18 protein-coding genes and 1 pseudogene are annotated in these 16,361 nt (G+C 34.1%); 13 read left to right on the plus strand and 6 right to left on the minus strand.

Annotated features, from left to right (window positions below; genetic code table 11):
- Positions 1-42 precede the first annotated feature (42 nt).
- On the minus strand, positions 43-138 hold the full coding sequence (locus GJV76_RS12070) for a 30S ribosomal protein THX (RefSeq protein ID WP_155092870.1): 96 nt from the start codon (positions 136-138) through the stop codon (positions 43-45).
- A gap of 315 nt (positions 139-453) precedes the next feature.
- On the opposite strand from GJV76_RS12070, the gene bcp reads away from it, so the two are divergent.
- The 4 genes from bcp (at position 454) to GJV76_RS12090 (ending at position 3,651) form a co-directional block, all read left to right on the plus strand.
- On the plus strand, positions 454-915 hold the full coding sequence (bcp, locus tag GJV76_RS12075) for a thioredoxin-dependent thiol peroxidase (protein ID WP_155092871.1): 462 nt from the start codon (positions 454-456) through the stop codon (positions 913-915).
- 109 nt (positions 916-1,024) lie between these two features.
- On the plus strand, positions 1,025-2,020 hold the full coding sequence (locus GJV76_RS12080) for a DUF2157 domain-containing protein (RefSeq protein ID WP_155092872.1): 996 nt from the start codon (positions 1,025-1,027) through the stop codon (positions 2,018-2,020).
- The gene (locus GJV76_RS12085) at positions 2,007-3,089 is read left to right on the plus strand and encodes a DUF4401 domain-containing protein (protein ID WP_155092873.1); all 1,083 of its coding nucleotides are present in this window, start codon (positions 2,007-2,009) and stop codon (positions 3,087-3,089) included. The genes GJV76_RS12080 and GJV76_RS12085 overlap by 14 nt, the downstream gene beginning before the upstream one ends.
- Entirely contained in the window at positions 3,076-3,651 is a 576-nt protein-coding gene (locus tag GJV76_RS12090; RefSeq protein ID WP_155092874.1) for a GDYXXLXY domain-containing protein, read from the plus strand. Before GJV76_RS12085 ends, GJV76_RS12090 begins: the two co-directional genes overlap by 14 nt.
- Positions 3,652-3,708: 57 nt before the next feature.
- Here the strand turns inward: GJV76_RS12090 and GJV76_RS12095 are convergent, their stop codons facing one another.
- Complete coding sequence (locus tag GJV76_RS12095; protein ID WP_155092875.1) at positions 3,709-4,473, minus strand: class I SAM-dependent methyltransferase; 765 nt, start codon at positions 4,471-4,473, stop codon at positions 3,709-3,711.
- A gap of 344 nt (positions 4,474-4,817) precedes the next feature.
- Between GJV76_RS12095 and GJV76_RS12100 the strand changes: the two genes are divergently transcribed.
- Positions 4,818-6,419, plus strand: a complete 1,602-nt coding sequence (locus GJV76_RS12100) for an ABC-F family ATP-binding cassette domain-containing protein (RefSeq protein WP_155092876.1) — start codon at positions 4,818-4,820, stop codon at positions 6,417-6,419.
- Between the two features lie 40 nt (positions 6,420-6,459).
- Here GJV76_RS12100 and GJV76_RS12105 read toward each other — a convergent pair whose 3' ends face one another.
- Together GJV76_RS12105 and GJV76_RS12110 are read right to left on the minus strand one after the other, a co-directional pair.
- Positions 6,460-6,924, minus strand: coding sequence for a GNAT family N-acetyltransferase (locus GJV76_RS12105; protein WP_155092877.1), 465 nt, complete (start codon positions 6,922-6,924; stop codon positions 6,460-6,462).
- A 19-nt stretch (positions 6,925-6,943) separates the two neighbouring features.
- The gene (locus tag GJV76_RS12110) at positions 6,944-7,405 is read right to left on the minus strand and encodes a GNAT family N-acetyltransferase (protein WP_155092878.1); all 462 of its coding nucleotides are present in this window, start codon (positions 7,403-7,405) and stop codon (positions 6,944-6,946) included.
- Positions 7,406-7,651: 246 nt separating this feature from the next.
- Between GJV76_RS12110 and GJV76_RS12115 the strand changes: the two genes are divergently transcribed.
- Positions 7,652-8,518, plus strand: coding sequence for a GNAT family N-acetyltransferase (locus GJV76_RS12115; protein WP_155092879.1), 867 nt, complete (start codon positions 7,652-7,654; stop codon positions 8,516-8,518).
- A gap of 703 nt (positions 8,519-9,221) precedes the next feature.
- Here GJV76_RS12115 and GJV76_RS12120 read toward each other — a convergent pair.
- Together GJV76_RS12120 and GJV76_RS12125 are read right to left on the minus strand one after the other, a co-directional pair.
- The gene (locus tag GJV76_RS12120; protein ID WP_155092880.1) at positions 9,222-9,863 is read right to left on the minus strand and encodes a porin family protein; all 642 of its coding nucleotides are present in this window, start codon (positions 9,861-9,863) and stop codon (positions 9,222-9,224) included.
- A gap of 335 nt (positions 9,864-10,198) precedes the next feature.
- A complete protein-coding gene (locus tag GJV76_RS12125) occupies positions 10,199-10,804 on the minus strand; it encodes a porin family protein (protein WP_155092881.1) in 606 nt (201 codons plus the stop codon).
- 205 nt (positions 10,805-11,009) lie between these two features.
- Here GJV76_RS12125 and GJV76_RS12130 point away from each other — a divergent pair, with 205 nt between their 5' ends.
- The 7 genes and pseudogenes from GJV76_RS12130 to GJV76_RS12155 all read left to right on the plus strand — a co-directional run bounded on the left by GJV76_RS12130 (position 11,010) and on the right by GJV76_RS12155 (position 16,206).
- Complete coding sequence (locus GJV76_RS12130; protein ID WP_155092882.1) at positions 11,010-12,803, plus strand: ABC transporter ATP-binding protein; 1,794 nt, start codon at positions 11,010-11,012, stop codon at positions 12,801-12,803.
- Positions 12,804-13,072: 269 nt separating this feature from the next.
- Positions 13,073-13,393: pseudogene (locus GJV76_RS16130) on the plus strand (DUF6597 domain-containing transcriptional factor); the annotation flags it as partial.
- A 201-nt stretch (positions 13,394-13,594) separates the two neighbouring features.
- Positions 13,595-13,867 (plus strand): helix-turn-helix domain-containing protein, encoded by a 273-nt coding sequence (locus GJV76_RS16135; protein WP_317162601.1) that lies wholly within the window; start codon positions 13,595-13,597, stop codon positions 13,865-13,867.
- An 81-nt stretch (positions 13,868-13,948) separates the two neighbouring features.
- Positions 13,949-14,350: a RidA family protein gene (locus GJV76_RS12140; RefSeq protein WP_155092883.1), complete on the plus strand. Its 402-nt coding sequence runs from the start codon at positions 13,949-13,951 to the stop codon at positions 14,348-14,350.
- A gap of 392 nt (positions 14,351-14,742) precedes the next feature.
- Positions 14,743-14,967: a DUF2798 domain-containing protein gene (locus tag GJV76_RS12145; RefSeq protein ID WP_155092884.1), complete on the plus strand. Its 225-nt coding sequence runs from the start codon at positions 14,743-14,745 to the stop codon at positions 14,965-14,967.
- Positions 14,968-14,970: 3 nt separating this feature from the next.
- Complete coding sequence (gene ribB / locus GJV76_RS12150) at positions 14,971-15,624, plus strand: 3,4-dihydroxy-2-butanone-4-phosphate synthase (protein WP_155092885.1); 654 nt, start codon at positions 14,971-14,973, stop codon at positions 15,622-15,624.
- A 9-nt stretch (positions 15,625-15,633) separates the two neighbouring features.
- Entirely contained in the window at positions 15,634-16,206 is a 573-nt protein-coding gene (locus tag GJV76_RS12155; RefSeq protein ID WP_155092886.1) for a Crp/Fnr family transcriptional regulator, read from the plus strand.
- Positions 16,207-16,361 lie beyond the last annotated feature (155 nt).

The following is a 16,361-nucleotide window of genomic DNA, read 5'->3' on the forward strand; positions in this document are numbered from 1 at the left end:
AGACGGGGTTTTGTTTTTTAGGCTTTTTAGACAGCCTCTGGTTTATTTAGAGGTATCCTTTTTTTTCTTAGGTCTTCTAACCCCGTATGACTTGTTTACAATTTTCCCTCTTTTAGTTTTTAAATCTCCTTTACCCATGTTTTCAATATTTTAAAAATTAATAGATTATGTATAACACACTTTTCTCTGTGAAAAGTCTAAGTCCCTACAAGATACGCAATTTTAATGTATGGCGAAAATAAAGCGATTTATAAGTGACTTACAATAAGGTTGTTGAATACTTGTTTTAATAACCTACCTGCCAAAAATGATGTTATTTTTTAAAAGAGGTAATCTTTTTATTGTGGAGTATTCAATCTTACAAACAAATAATTGTAAGTCTATTAAAAGTTCAAAGTTGTAACTTAAATATAAATCGTCTACTTTTACTTTAAATCTTAAAATAAAGAAACAATGACTACTTTACAAATTGGAGATAAAGCACCAAGTTTTAAAGGTGTAGATCAAGCAGGAAAAACACATCAATTATCAGATTATAAAGGAAAAAAGCTTGTTGTATTCTTCTATCCAAAAGCAAGTACACCAGGCTGTACTTGGGAAGCATGTAATCTTCGAGATAATTATACAGAGTTAAAAGATAAAGGGTTTGAATTATTAGGGGTTAGTGCAGATTCAGCAGCAAGACAACAGAAGTTCATTGAGAAAAATGAATTGCCTTTTCCTCTTTTAGCTGATGAAGATAAAGCTGTCTTAAATGCCTTTGGTGTATGGGGACCAAAGAAATTCATGGGACGTACTTATGATGGAATTCATCGAACAACTTTTGTGATTGATGAAAATGGCATATTAATAGATGTGATCACAAAAGTAAAAACGAAAGATCACGCCGCACAAATTTTAGAATCTGTAAAATAATAACAAGTTACTGGTGTATTATATTACAAGATAAAACGTTATAATAAAAGATAGTGACTTTTATAGTACTATCTTTTGTTTTTTTAAGTATCATTAAATACTTGAGCTTATGAAAAAATTGTATGAAAAAAGAGTTTCAAAAGAAGATCTATACCTACTCAAGGAGCACAGTAGTGTAGAAAGTGAAGAACTGCAACATTTGGTTGAACAAGAATGTAGTGTTAGTTCAAATGAGTGGAGAACCTTTATAGAGTATTTCTTATTAACCTTGGGGAGTGGTTTATTAGTAAGTGGCATTGTGTTCTTTTTTGCCTATAATTGGAATGATATGCCAGCATTTGGCAAGTTTGCTGTTGTATTAGGATTATTAGTCGTAGCTGTTTATTGTAGTGTGACTAACCGTATGACAGAATCTACTCGAAAGGTAAGCTTAGTAATAGCATCTGTTTTAGTAGGAGTTTTGTTTGCTGTTTTCGGTCAAGTTTATCAAACTGGAGCCAATGCCTATGATTTATTCTTAGTTTGGACGATAACGATAATCCCATGGACAGTTGTTTCTAAATTCTCAGTACAGTGGTTAGGCTTAGTAGTCTTAGTAAATACTACTTTCTCTTTGTTCTTTTCTCAAGTCAGTACTGAATTGAATTTTTACATGGTGTTAAGCTTGTTTTTAAGCTTCAATATCACATTGTTTGTCCTTCCATTTTTAATAGGAAGAATGCAGGGATTTGTACCTTCAAAGTACTATACTGCGATAATGGCTTTTGTATGTACTTGTATTGCTGTTTTCTCTATTTCGGCATGGATATTCACTATTAGTTCAAACTATGATATTAATGATCTAATGGGAGAATCAATAGCAGTTATACTGAGTTGTGTATGGATAGGAGCAAGCTATTATTGGAGTGTTAAACAACGCAATATTTTGTTTTTTAGTTATTTCGGTTTAGCAGTCGTTTCTATTTTATTTATGTTGTTATTAAAGTGGTTTAAGCTTGAAATAGTTTCACTACTGCTTTATACAATTTACATTATTGGGGCTACCTATGGCTTAATTAAAGTAATTATGCATATGAAGAAAACTTGGAAAGATGAAAGAGAATAGTCAATTCAATACAATTTTATCCTCTTTAGAAGCTAAGGGGGTTGAAATCGATCAGACTGGAATCATGCAGAAAAGAGAAGATAATGCATTGAAAACAGTTTTCATAAAGATCATATCAGTTGTAGGAGGTTTAATTGCCATGGGAACATTCTTAGGGTTTATATCTTTAGCCTTTGCCAGAGATTCTAATTTTGATATACTATTTCTGAGTTTTGGATTACTGTCAATGATTGGTTGTTATTTTATTCATAAAAGTACAGACAATGCAGTAAGAGATGGAGTTGGAATAGCCCTCTATATCAGTGGTTTTGTACTGCTGTTAGCGGCTCTTATTCAGCACGATTTCATACCTACAAATATGTATATTGCTACAATAGTTATAGCCTCTATAAGTTTGTTTTTATATAAAAATCAGATTATAACCTTTATTGCTGCTACTGCCATAATCATAGGATGTCACGGATTACTGTTTGAGAATTTCAGCAATGATTATCTTAGTTTACTCTTACTTGTTTTGCTTTTAAGCGTAGTGTTTCTCTTTTATAAAGAGACTTTTTTAAGAAGTACAAGTTTGTGGTGGAATAACAATTACCAAGCAATCTTAGTTGCTACTTTTTGTTATTGTTTAGGCTTGAGTATCATGACATCTGTAGAGATGTTTTTACCTTACTATGGTTCCGAGAGAATGCTGTTTTCATACTCTACCAAAGTAGTGTTTATATTGATAACATTAGGTAGTTTGTACATTTTATTAGATAGGGCTTTAATACAAAATACTGTCATTAAAGGAATGTCAATCGTAATTACGGCTGTGTTTTTATATTTATTGGGAATTGATTATCCCGCTTTTATAGTTGGCTTTTTGTTTGCATTATGGTCGTATAACAACCAATTTAAAACAGGTATTGTTTTGTCTATATGCACTTTTATTTGGGCTATGGGAATGTATTATTACGACTTGAGTATTTCACTATTAGCAAAATCAATTTCTTTGATGCTTAGTGGGATTATTTTTCTTAGTGTTTATTGGGTAATTCACAAAAATTGGAAACAAGATGAGCAAGAATAGGACAAATTATGTGATATTAATCACAACAGTATTGATAGTATTATTTTTCATTCGTGCTGTGTTTGAAAAGGAGCAAACGATTAAAGAAGGACAGTTAGTCTTATTAGAATTAGCTCCTGTTGATCCAAGATCTTTAATGCAAGGGGATTATATGAGGTTGAATTACAAGATTTCTACAGGGATGAGTGATTTTCTAAATGATAGTTTATTTGTAAGTGAAACAAATGATTCACTTGGCATTACGCAGGACAATTTTAATAAAGCTCCTATTACTTCTTACAAGGATACAAGAGGTTTTGTCCTTTTAAATATAGACGAGAAGGGGATTGGTCACCTTGTTGATTTATCATCTAAGATAAAAGAAAAAGGAGATAATCAGATTTACGTTAAGTTTTTCAATAAGACCAATTGGAATTTCAATATTGGAGCAGAAAGCTTTTTCTTTCAGGAAGGTGAAGCAGAGAAGTTTGAAAAAGCTGTTTACGGAGGCTTAAGAGTTGATGAAAAGGGGAATAGTGTATTAGTAGGGATGTACGATAAAGATTTAAAGCTAATTGAATAATTGCAATAGTATCAAAAAAAGAGGTTCAATATTGAACCTCTTTTTTTGATCTTTATTTTAGTATGCTTCAAATGTTATAGTATGAGTTTGCGAGTCAATATTTGAGGATAGTTCATAATTACTGTAAGTTTTAATTGCAGTAAAGCCAGCGTGTTTCAAAGCCAGTTCGAACTCTTTTATTCCCCAGAATCTCAAGCTAAAATAATCTAATTCACTTGATTTTAAAGAACCTTCATTTGACCAGTACTCATAACGCAATTGAGAAGTAGTTGTTTGAGTTAAAAAATTGACTTCTTCACGCGTTTCTGTCAATGTCAAAATACCATCTTTTACTTTCCAACTTCGCGCCATCATGGTAGGTTCACTTAAACAAGAAAGAGGAGATAAATCAATGATAAGTTTCCCTTTCTCGTTTAAAACCGCCTTAAATCGCTTGAGAACATCTATAGCGATATTTACATCTGTGATTAGTTGAAATGAACCTGCAGGCAATATTACAGCATCATAGCGACTGTTTAGGTTAAAGTCTTCGAAGCGCTCTTGTGCTAATTCAGGGTTTAGCTGTCTTTTTTGAACTTCAGCTTTACAATAGTCAAGCATTTCTTTTGAAGCGTCAAACCCTGATATATCAAATCCTTGTTCTAAAAGCGGGATTAATACACGACCATTTCCCGTTGCTGGTTCAAGTATTTTACCTGAAATACCTTGAAGTCTTTGACTGTAAAATTCTATATCTCCAAAAGAGCGACCGATAGGTTTATCTAAGTGATATACCCAGGAGGCAAGTGTACTATATCTATTGGTTAAATTTTGATTGTCCATATTATAGAAAATACTTTAGGTTGTCAATTAGTCTTAAAAGAGATAATTACTTTCTCATTTTGGCGAATTTAATTTAAAAAAGTAATATTTATAAATAAAAGTATTAAATTTGCGACAGTATTAATTAAAACATAGTTTAAATGTATATAGCTGAGTAAAGATTGGTTGTTTAACCAATTAAAGTGAGCTTTCACTATCAAAGAGGTTAAAAGATTCTTTAATTGAAGATATGGATTCTCTGTATTTTCTCAATACTCAGCAATATGTGATTAATTGTATTTGACCGTGAGGTAATGGTATACGGGCCATTGGTTAGGTATTTAATTAAATAATTTTAGTAAACTATGGTTTTAAGTATTTCAAACTTATCCTATTCTCATTCTGATTATTCCCCTTTATTTAGCGATTTGAACTTTGTCTTGAATCGAGCAGACAAAATAAGTCTTATAGGTGATAATGGTACAGGTAAAAGTACCTTATTAAAATTGATTTCATCCGAAATTGCACCTCAACAGGGTACAATCGAGTTGACATGCTCTCTGTTTTATCTCAAGCAAAATAAAATAGATTTACACCATCAAACCATTGCAGAAGCTCTGGGGATAGATGTTAAGCTCAATGCCTTAAAAGCAATATTGTCTGGAAGTTCTTCTGCGGAACACTATGATCTATTAGATGACGATTGGGGGATTGAGGAGCGCGTTGAGCAAGCGCTGAATTATTGGGACTTAGCAGAAGTCGATTTGACCAGTAGTCTTGCCACTTTAAGTGGTGGCCAACAAACCAAGGTACAATTTGCGCGTATGATGTTGAGTCAAGCAGAACTCTTGCTTCTGGACGAGCCAACCAATCACATTGATATAGCTACCAAGTTAAAACTTTACAATTACATTGAAAACTTCAAAGGAGCGATAATTATCGTGAGTCATGATCGAGCACTGTTGAATCAAGTACACCTCACTTACGAGTTAGTAAATGGAACTTTGGAGCGATATGGTGGAAATTTCAGTTTCTTTAAACAACAAAAAGAACTTAAGCTTGCTGCAATGAATAGACAGGTAGAACAAACTCAAAAAGAGTTAAAAGAAGTTGCAAGGGAAAAACAAAAGCAAGTAGAAAAACAGACTAAGGAAAAAGCAAAGAACAAACGCAATGAAAAATCTGCTGGATTGCCCAAGATTGTTATTAATGCCTTTAAGAATAAAGCGGAGAATAGCGCAGCCAAGTCATTAGATGTTCAACAGCGACGGGCAGATCAGATAAAGGGAAATCTAAGCGAGTTGCAGAGTCAACTACACAAAGAGAGTCTCTTTGATATTCGCTTTCCACAATCGAGAATAAGCAAAGGTAAATTACTGTGGAGGGCTTGTGATTTACAGTTTACATATGATCAAACAAACGTCTTTCTTGAACCTCTAAGTTTCGATATCGTTGCAGGAGAAAGAACTAAGATAGTAGGAGATAATGGAAGTGGAAAATCAACGCTTTTTAAATTGTTGGTGAGAGAACTATTTCCTTCAAGTGGAGAACTTGAGCACAGTCAGTCCCAGCCTGTAGTAGTCTATTTGGATCAACATTATGGGCTTTTGACAAGTGAATTAACATTGCAAGAGCAAATTGCATTTTACAATAAATTAAATAAGCCTTCAGTAGAAGTGAATAACTTATTGTTTCAATATGGACTTCACTTAGAACTATGGCAGAGAAAAGTAGCACTTTTAAGTGGTGGTGAAAAGCTTAAATTAGCATTGTGTTGTTTGACGTTAGCTTATGAGAATATTGATGTATTATTGTTAGATGAGCCGACAAATAACTTGGATATCAAGAGTACGGAGAGTTTGACAGCAGCATTAAATCAGTTTAACGGAACCATATTGGTTATCTCTCATGACACTGTTTTTTTACAGGATATGCATACTGATAAAGAAATTAACTTAAATAAGTAAACCAAAAGAGGTTGTTTCATTTGAAACAACCTCTTTTGGTTTAATCTAAACGCTGTCTCATCGATTGATTAAAATTAGTAAATCCTTCTCTCTCATATAATTTTTGTGCAGCAGTATTGGCAGTTAAGACATTTAATTCAAGATAATTTACTCCTTGTGACTTTGCCCAAGATTTTACTTGTTGTAAAAGAGCTTTTCCAATACCTAATCCACGGGAATCTGGATTGACAACGATATCCATGATGTACACTAATTTCTGTTGAACAAAACAGTTATACATAGGAGCATCTTGTTTTTGAACGATCACAAATCCTTCGACTTGTGTATCTTTTTCGAAAACGTAGATCAAAAAATTGTTCTCTTGATTAATCACACTTTTGACAAACTCATAATCTTGATCTGTTTCTTTCATATAGTTTGGCTCATAAATAGCCATTTGCTTGAATAGTTCACGATAGAGTAGTAGTATGCTTTGAATATCGGCGAGAGTCGCTGTTCTAATCATTCTCTTAGGTTTTAGTAATTCATAATTTGTATCTCATTACACTGTGTACAGTTTCAAATGATTCTTTGAGGTATAGTGCTTGTGCTTTACTATTTTCTCTTAGAACCAAAAGCTCAATATAATCCACTTTCTTTTCTTTGCCCCATTTTTTTACATTTTCAATCAATTCTTTACCCAGCCCTTTGTTTCGGAAACCTTCTTCTACATATAAATCTGCAAAATTCAGATAACGGTGGGATACATAGCATTCATAAGGTAAAGTTTCTTCAATGAATAGGGCGGCCATCCCTATGAGTTGGCCTTCATGCTCTACGACAATAAACTCAGCCTGGTCGCTTTTTATCGTTTCCTCAAGAAAGTCAACAGCGGGCAAGTCAGCCTTAAAGTAATATGGTTGATACACTTGTTGTGTTTTAAGTTGCTTCTGATATAGCAGTTGTAATTGCTCTATATCCGTTAGTTCTGCCACTCGTATTGTCATATTGTGTAAAGTATAATAAAGCTAATTTACTTCTTTTTTTCTTTTAAAATCATTGATAAATAGAGGTGTTTGCATCAGTAAGAGATGTAAAGGGGTATCGTTATTTTTAGCACCTTGATTATTTGTTAGTTACTTATGGAATAAGGGTAGGTGAGCGATTTAGTAAATAGAATAATTAGAGAGAACATATGAACAGATTTGTATAAAGCTATTATATTTGGAAACTAAGAATCAAAAGATATAGACATGAAATTATCGATTCAACTCGCAACTATAGACGATTTAGGGATGTTAACACAAACAGCGATGCTCTCGAAACAAGTATGGGGGTATAGCCAAGAACTTATGTATTTATGGAAGGAAGAATTGACTATCACAAAAGAAAACTTGATTAAAGCGCAAGTATATAAGTGTTTTGTTGAACAAGAGTATATTGGTTTCTTTGAGCTAAGAGGAAAAGGTGATTATGTTACTTTAGAACATTTTTGGTTATTGCCCAAGTGTATAAATAAAGGATTTGGTAAAGAAATAATCAAGCAAATTAAGGTCATGTCACATCAGCTTGGTTTTAAGTATATCGAAGTATATGCAGACCCTAATGCTAATTTATTCTATGAGAAAATGAGTGGTGTTTGTGTTAAACAAATTTTGACTAAAGTACCTGGTAGGATGATGAATATCTATCATCTTCCTGTAGTAGAGCAACAATGGGTAGATTTGCATACTGTAGGATTGGTCGTTGTTGAAGAAGGTAAGCTGCTATTGGCGTACAGCAACAATAAGAAAGCTTGGTATTTGCCAGGTGGTAAGATAGATCAAGGAGAAGAAAGTAAGGTTGCTCTAATACGAGAAGTAGAAGAAGAATTAAGCCTTAGTATGAATAGTGATCGATTACAATATTTTGTCCATATCATTGCTCCAGCCTATGGAGAGAAACTCAATATCATGATGCAACAAGATTGTTATGTGTATGAGTTAAGAGATGAGAAGATAAAAGCCACTAATGAAATCGGGGCAGTGAAATACTTTAGTTTTGAAGATTATAAGAAGGAAGAAGTCCAGGTACCGGGAGTACTAATGGTATTTGAGGTATTAGGCTACACAAAGTCGTAAGACTTAGTGTCGGTTCCGCAAAGTTTCCTGACTTTGCACTAAAGTTATCTATAACTTGGAAGCGTATAGCTCATAGTCGTTGGACTTAGCACAGTGTTGTAGGTATATTGCTTACAGTCGCAAGATTTTGTACAGTGGGTATAGAAAACTGATTCTAAAAGAGTTGTTTTATTTCGTATATTTGATATAAACATTTCTCAATTATTCGTTTTAGTATCTGATAACTTTTACAATCTAATGTATACTAAACAAAGAAATAATTAGTTTCTTTCTATTTTTAAAAAACACCATATATCTATGTGGTAAAATTCTCATTTTTTACAATTTATAAATTCTTGAAAAGCGTGCTACGCGTGTATTTTTCGGGTGTTGTTCGGTGTTTCTTCGTAAAAACACTACTTTTTCCAATGTTTAGCGAGTAATCCCTGAATAATCTCCGAACAAATGACATGAAGAATGGTTGTGTCTCCCGTTTTTACTGGTTTTGATCTTAGTTCGGTAGATGTCGAACCGCTGTTTTGGATATGATTTGTAAGTTCAATTTGAGAACAGTAAAAAAGACAATTAGTAAGAGAAGAACAGGAGGTTTATTGCATTAATCAAATAATAGTTAGAGGTCATAATAAATAGGCTAAATAGGCTATTACAAAAAAAGGGACTTCTTTAAAAAAGAAGTCCCTTTATAGCTATTTTGCAGGAATAATTAGAATTTATACCCTACAGATAATTGAGATACTTGATTCTTAGAAGAAGGTCCTTCTTTGTTAATTGAACTTAGACCTATATTAGCACGAAGATCAAAGAATACCCCAATTGGTAGTTCATATCCTATACCAAAATTTAATCCAAAGTCCACTTTATTCATCATCTGTTTTATTGAAACACTATGATTGTTTGCAGAAATACCAGCTTCAGGAATTTCAACTTTGTCATAATGTAGTTTTGCTGTAGTCAAGAAACCTATTTGAGGTCCTGCTTGTAGGTTTAAACCTTTCCACACATAATATTTAGCCATAATAGGTAAAAGAATGTAGTTTTGTTTAAACGTTCCTTCTACCTTTACTTCCCTAAATTCTAATAATCCATCATCATAGCTACCTGCACCATCAAATTTAGCTCCTTGACCTGAATATAATAATTCAGGTTGAATTGAAAATTTTTCAGTAATTGGAATTTCAGCGACAGCTCCAATGTGGAAACTGGTACGCGTTGAAAGCCCGTCAGCATTTGAAAACTTAGATTCGTTTAAACCTACTTTAGCTCCAAATTTAATTTCTTTTTCTTGTGCATTTGCAGCAAAGCCGATAGTTAGTGCTGCAATTAAGGATAAAGTAATTTTTTTCATGTTTGTTTAAGTGTTAATTTTTTGTAAAAGTATTTAAAAATTATTAACAAACAATAAGAGAAGTTAAAATAGGTGAATTTTCACTTTTATTCTATGTAAAATCTTTTTTTATGAATGTATAATTTGGTGATATTGCTTTTTTGTTATCTGTGGCTTAGGAGTGTTTAAGTATATGGCTCAAAGTCGTGAGGCTTTGTGCAGCGTCCATGCATAGCAGCTAATATATGAGCAGTATTGCTTCTGAAAAGAAGATCAACAGACAATATTGTTAGACCTTAAAAAAATAAAGGTTCTTACCACGTGATAAGAACCTTTATAGTTATGTTTAAATAGGATTAGAATTTATACCCTACAGATAACTGGAATACTCCGTTTTTTGCTTTTAATGTTTCTCCTTCAATTTTTTTAGTAACATTACTAAGACCAAGGTTGTAACGTGCATCAACAAATAGACCAAGTGGTAATTCATAACCTAAACCAAAGTTAAGGCCAAAATCAAAAGTTTTGATTACATCTTTCATATCTTCTCCAGCGCTTTTAGCAGCTACATTAAAAGCAAATTGAGGACCTGCTTGTACGTTTAAACCTTGGAAAATATAATATTTTGCCATAACAGGGATTGTGATATAATCTAGCTTTGTTGTATAAGTATTACTTGTTGTAATAAAAGTATTATCATTATAATACTCATCAATATCATCGAATTTCATACCTTGAGCAGAGTATAATAATTCAGGCTGTATTGAAAACTTTTCATTGATAAAAATTTCAGCTACAGCTCCAATATGGAATGCTGTTCTTGTATCACCATTAGCATCACTTCCGTTTATGTTTGCAAAGTTAACCCCTGCTTTTGCTCCAATCTTTACGTCTGGAGTTTGTGCATTAGCTGTTAGACCAATTGCTAAAGCAGCAACTAAGGATAAAGTAATTTTTTTCATATTTCTATAAGTGTTAAAATTTTAGCAAAATTAAACTAATTTTTAATTAAAACAATATTAAAAGTTAAATGTGATAGCCTTTACTTATACTGTCAAATTGTGACTCTTTATTTCATCACTAAAAATCGATATAGTTAAAAAGTATTATTATTTTTTATTGACCTAAATCAATACTTTCTATTTAGAACAATTCTATCTTTGCAGTATGAATTTGATAAAAATACTTAAACAGATAAAACCTTTTGTAATGCCTTATAAAAGGTTAATAATAGGAACTTTAGTATTGACGGCAGTGGGCTCTTTTGCCGTTCAGGTAAACGCTTTGATTATTCGCCATATGGTGGATACTTTAAATGAGGTAGTTACTGGGGTACAAGACTTGGCTTGGGGATATAAGATGCTGTTGTTTAGTAGTGTGGTGTTAATCGCAAAAGAAATAATCAATGCTTTTATACAGTTTGGGCAGAAGTTTTTCGGAGAGAAATTGCGTATTTATGTCTCAAGAGATATTTCTCAATTGATTGTGACCAAGATATTGACGTATCGCATGGCGTTTTATACCTCTGATGAGAATGACAGTGGAAAATTACAAACTCGTATTGACCAAGGGATAGGGAGTATTACTCGTCTTATACAGAATTTCTTTATCGATATATTACCACTGTTTGCCAATGCTATTGTGGCATTAGTGTTTATTTATACTGCCAACGTCTATGTGGGACTGGTTAGTACTGCTATGATTCCTTTGTACTTTTATGTCAGTCAGTTACAGGCGAGTAAGCTAAAAGGGTTTAGACGAAAAATGCGTAGCTTTAGAGAAAATAAAAACAATGGGATTATCTCTTTAATTAATTCTATTACGGTAATTAAGTCGTTCGTCAGAGAACCTTTAGAAGCCGAAAAGCATGAAGCAATTCAATATGATATGACAGAGAATCAATTGCAAACAAGACGTATGAGTTTTGTATTTGATGCTGTAAAGGGGTTCATTGAACAGTTTGGGCTTGTGGTGATTATTCTGATGACAGCCTATTTCGTATTAAAAGGTGATATGACTGTTGGGGCGATTATGTTTCACGTTCTGTTATTCAATAACGTGACAGCGCCTATCAGACAACTTCACCGTATTTATGACGATGTAAATGATGCCATGATTTACTCAGAGAGTTTCTTTGAAATCATTGAGGCTGAGCACGAGGTAGAAACGACAGGTACTTATGTGCCTACACAAATAAAAGGTAAGATAGAGATAAAGAATGTCTCTTTTGACTATCCAAACGGGACAAATGCTTTGAAAGAGGTGTCTATGGTAATAGAACCCAATAAGACTACTGCATTAGTAGGGCTTAGTGGGGCTGGTAAGAGTACGGTGATTAACTTACTGGATAAGTTTTATGCACCTACATCAGGGCAAATCTTCTTAGATGGTGTAGACCTAAGAGAATACGATACTAAGGAATTGCGTAAACACATAGGGCTGGTACTGCAAAAGAATCATATCTTTCAAGGGAGTATTGCTGAGAATATCCGCTATGGAAATCCGCATGCTACGATGGAAGAGGTGGAATTAGCTGCTCAGAAAGCGTATATCCACGAGCAGATTACTGAGTTGCCTCAGGGGTATGAGTCTGATGCTCGCTTACTCTCAGGTGGACAGCAACAGCGTATCGCTATCGCTCGTTTGTTTTTAAAAGATCCCGCTATTATATTTTTAGACGAGCCTACTGCCAGTTTAGATGCGATTGCTACAGAGCAAATCAAGAAAAGTCTGGATGCGATTAAGGAAAACAGAACAGTGATTATCGTCTCACACAGTATCTCTCAGATTATCGATGCGCATGATATCGTGGTTATGGAGAAGGGAAGAGTGGTAGAGAATGGTAAACACGAGGACTTGTATGAGAATAAAAGTACGTATTACGATATCTTTTCTGCAATGGCTAATAGCTTAAATTTGGAAAAAATATCTCAGACTTTACATCAAGAGGGAGGAAACTGAGAACGGGAGGACCGAGCTTCAAGAAAATGTCCGGTGGACATTTTTAGCGATGGGGCCAGGCGGCGTGTTGGCGACTTAGGAAACTGGGAAACGGGAGGACCGAGCGTGAAGAAAATGTCCAGTGGACATTTTTAGCGATGGGGCCAGATAATGCGGTGGCAGTGTGGAAACGGGAACGGAAATAGTATATAAAATTAGGTTATGTTATGTATAGGAGTCACTGCGTATGCAGTGGCTTTTTTTTATCTTTGTCATTAAAGTATGTACTGATGTATTATCATGAAATAGCCCCTATATTACCTTTAAGACCTTATGTCCAGTATTTTTGGGTGTTAGAAGATACTATGGAAAGTACAGAGGTTAGGAACTTTAAGATTATTCCCGATGGAGTACCTGCTTTGATTTTTTAAGATAGTCCTAATCTATTTACTGATGTTCAGGGTAAGCTTATTCCAAAATTGTACGTGTATGGGCAGTTTAATCAGTATACAGAGGAAAGAATTTCTGGAGCGTTTAGAATTATAGGGGTTTATCTGTATCCTACGGCATTAAAAGCACTATTTGGCATTGATGCCAATGAGTTTGCTAATCAGAATATTCCCTTAGAAGAACTTGTACATCAACCCATTTTGGAGAAGGTGGTCAATGCCAGAACAGTAAGAGAGAAGATAGTAATCATCAGTCAATTTTTAGTTCAGCAATTACAGAATCAAAAAGGAAATGCCGATAAGGCAAATTACGTTTCTAATCTGTTACAATATGGCAAGTCATTAAAGCAGGTGCAGCAAGAAATGAATATCTCAGAGCGAACGCTGGAGCGCTTAGTGAAGCAGTATGTAGGTATGTCTCCTAAAGTGTACTCGCGTATTATACGCTTTCAGGCAAACTTAAACCTCTTGCGTGAATCAAGTTTTAAGTCTTTAACGGAGCTTACGTACGAGAGTGGGTATTTCGACCAATCGCATTATATCCGTGAGTTTAAGACATTCACAGGTAGTACTCCAAAGCAATATCTATTAGATACACAAGAACAGCTACTCAATTTTCCTGAGTTTAAAAAGTAATTCTATTCTTGTCGGTTTTATACAATTTTTAATGATCAACTCCTTATAGTTTTGTTTTTCAAAATAATTAAAAATATTAAGATGAAAAACATGAAGGAAGTCAAAAGAGTAAACCCAACGACTTTATCAAGTCCTGTGGGGAGGTATTCACATGTGACGATAGTGCCTAAGGAAGCGACAATCTATACATTTTCAGGTCAGATAGGTACCGATAAAGAAGGGCGTATCCCCATGGTGTTTAATGAGCAGGTAGATAATACGTTTGCGAACATAAGAGCTTTGTTAGAAAGTCAGGGTTTGAGCAGTCAAGATGTTATTAAGGTTAATATTTGGTCTACAAAAGAAATTGACTGGGAGTATTTTGACAAAGTGTGGGAAGAACTATTTGAAGGAAGTCATCCATCTATGACAATTGCTTATATTACTGCATTGGGTCTATCAGAGATAGATATCGAAATAGAGGTGTGGGCAGCTGCTATTTAGGGAACGGAAAACTGGAGGACCGAGCGTGAAGAAAATGTCCGGTGGACAGTTTTAGTGAAGGGGCCAGGTGGCGTGTTGGCGATTTAGGGAACAGGGAACGGGAGGACCGAGCGTAAAGAAAGTGTCAGGTGGACAGTTTTAGCGATTTAGGGAACGGAAAACGGAAAACGGGGAACGGAAACAATATATAAAATTAGTTTATGTTATGTATAGGAGCCACTGCGTATGCAGTGGCTTTCTTGTTTTAAGAATGTAAGTCGTTAAGCTTAGTTGAGAATTGTTTCTATTTGTAAAGAACGTTTCCTTCTTTTTTGACTTATGTCAATGTTTGAGAGTGTTGAGAAGAAGACCTTTGTCCTATCACAAATCACAAATCACAAAATAGAGATAAAATGGATAAAAAGTTTTATAAGTATATCAATACTTTATTTGTCGTCGTGCCAATGACTTTAATTATGGCATTTGTAGGCTTAATACGCAATTATGGTTTTGGAGAAAACTGGGTTTTACTCTTTTTAAAATCCTGGAGCACCATGATTCCCGTGGCTTATTTAGCAGCTTTTGTCATTATTCCTAAAGCACGCACTATAACTGAATCAATAACTAAAAAAGAATAAAGAATGAGTCAAGAATTAACTCTAAATCACTTTGGGTGGGATAGTCAAGAGAGAGTAGAACGAGCAATTAGCAACTTAAAAAGTGGGAAAGGTGTTCTATTACTGGATAATGAAGATAGAGAGAATGAAGGGGATATAATATTTTCAGCCCACTTGATGAGCGAAAAAGATATGGCAATGATGATTCGATATTGCAGTGGAATTATTTGTTTATGCTTGACAAATGATAAAGCAGATGAGCTTGAATTACCTTATATGGTTGAACAAAATAGTAGTCGTTTTCAGACTCCCTTTACCATTACTATAGAAGCGAGCAAAGGAGTAACAACAGGATTGTCTGCAGCAGATCGATTAACAACTGTAAGAGCAGCAGCAAACAAAGATGCGGTACCAGGGGACTTAGCTCGTCCAGGACACATCTTTCCGTTAAGAGCAAAGAATGGAGGAGTTTTAGAGCGCAATGGTCATACGGAAGGAAGTATTGACCTTATGAAGTTAGCTGGTTTACCCCCTCAAGCAGTATTGTGTGAGTTAATGAATGACGATGGGACTATGGCAAGGTTACCTGAGGTATTGATTTTCGCTCATGAACATAAAATGACAGTTTTGACCATAGCAGATTTAGTTTACTATCGTACCTTTGTTTTACAAGATTAATGATATGAAATGAAAAATTTAATAACATACCTACAAAATAGTGTTGAGTTTACTGATGAGGAGTTAGATAAGGTTCTTTCTTATTTTCACTATGAGAAGTATGAGAAAGGAGTGCAGTTAACTAATTCTGGTACTAATAGTCATAAATTGTATTTTGTGTCTAAGGGATGTGTTCGAATTTTTTATATTAATGAAGCAGGACAAGATGCTACTCGCTATATTGCGTTTGAGAATCAGTTTGCAACTGCATTAGTGAACTTTATAGATAATTCAAGTTCTTATGAATACTTGCAAACCTTAGAAGTGACAGAAGCTTATTGGATTACGCATAACGATTTTTATAACCTATTGGAATCTATGCCTAAGTGGGAGAAATTCTATAGAAAGTACCTTGAGTTAGCTTATCTGAATAATACTGCACGACATTTCGAAATGGTAACTATGGATGCAAGTGAACGATACAAACGATTACTAAGTCAAAATCCTATAATTGTTAGGAGGTTGCCGAATAAGATTGTCGCTACTTATCTTAATGTTTCTCAAGAAACGCTAAGTAGAATCAAATCAAAAGTATTAATTTAATTTTCTTAATTCCTCAAATGCAACTTGCCTTGGGGAATTTTTTATGTATATACCCATTCTTGGGTAGGATGCACTTCTTATCTATATATTATTTTAAGTGAGGTTAATATAAAAGTTGATGCGAATACAGCATGAAAGAAATAGTTCTTTAATAT

The organism is Myroides albus, assembly GCF_009711045.1.
GTDB lineage: Bacteria > Bacteroidota > Bacteroidia > Flavobacteriales > Flavobacteriaceae > Flavobacterium > Flavobacterium album_A.

Bases quoted from the DNA above. Each gene is read 5' to 3' on its own strand.
- GJV76_RS12070 (WP_155092870.1), bottom strand. From the start codon at position 138: ATGGGTAAAGGAGATTTAAAAACTAAAAGAGGGAAAATTGTAAACAAG.
- bcp (WP_155092871.1), top strand. From the start codon at position 454: ATGACTACTTTACAAATTGGAGATAAAGCACCAAGTTTTAAAGGTGTA.
- GJV76_RS12080 (WP_155092872.1), top strand. From the start codon at position 1,025: ATGAAAAAATTGTATGAAAAAAGAGTTTCAAAAGAAGATCTATACCTA.
- GJV76_RS12085 (WP_155092873.1), top strand. From the start codon at position 2,007: ATGAAAGAGAATAGTCAATTCAATACAATTTTATCCTCTTTAGAAGCT.
- GJV76_RS12090 (WP_155092874.1), top strand. From the start codon at position 3,076: ATGAGCAAGAATAGGACAAATTATGTGATATTAATCACAACAGTATTG.
- GJV76_RS12095 (WP_155092875.1), bottom strand. From the start codon at position 4,473: ATGGACAATCAAAATTTAACCAATAGATATAGTACACTTGCCTCCTGG.
- GJV76_RS12100 (WP_155092876.1), top strand. From the start codon at position 4,818: ATGGTTTTAAGTATTTCAAACTTATCCTATTCTCATTCTGATTATTCC.
- GJV76_RS12105 (WP_155092877.1), bottom strand. From the start codon at position 6,924: ATGATTAGAACAGCGACTCTCGCCGATATTCAAAGCATACTACTACTC.
- GJV76_RS12110 (WP_155092878.1), bottom strand. From the start codon at position 7,405: ATGACAATACGAGTGGCAGAACTAACGGATATAGAGCAATTACAACTG.
- GJV76_RS12115 (WP_155092879.1), top strand. From the start codon at position 7,652: ATGAAATTATCGATTCAACTCGCAACTATAGACGATTTAGGGATGTTA.
- GJV76_RS12120 (WP_155092880.1), bottom strand. From the start codon at position 9,863: ATGAAAAAAATTACTTTATCCTTAATTGCAGCACTAACTATCGGCTTT.
- GJV76_RS12125 (WP_155092881.1), bottom strand. From the start codon at position 10,804: ATGAAAAAAATTACTTTATCCTTAGTTGCTGCTTTAGCAATTGGTCTA.
- GJV76_RS12130 (WP_155092882.1), top strand. From the start codon at position 11,010: ATGAATTTGATAAAAATACTTAAACAGATAAAACCTTTTGTAATGCCT.
- GJV76_RS16135 (WP_317162601.1), top strand. From the start codon at position 13,595: ATGAATATCTCAGAGCGAACGCTGGAGCGCTTAGTGAAGCAGTATGTA.
- GJV76_RS12140 (WP_155092883.1), top strand. From the start codon at position 13,949: ATGAAAAACATGAAGGAAGTCAAAAGAGTAAACCCAACGACTTTATCA.
- GJV76_RS12145 (WP_155092884.1), top strand. From the start codon at position 14,743: ATGGATAAAAAGTTTTATAAGTATATCAATACTTTATTTGTCGTCGTG.
- ribB (WP_155092885.1), top strand. From the start codon at position 14,971: ATGAGTCAAGAATTAACTCTAAATCACTTTGGGTGGGATAGTCAAGAG.
- GJV76_RS12155 (WP_155092886.1), top strand. From the start codon at position 15,634: ATGAAAAATTTAATAACATACCTACAAAATAGTGTTGAGTTTACTGAT.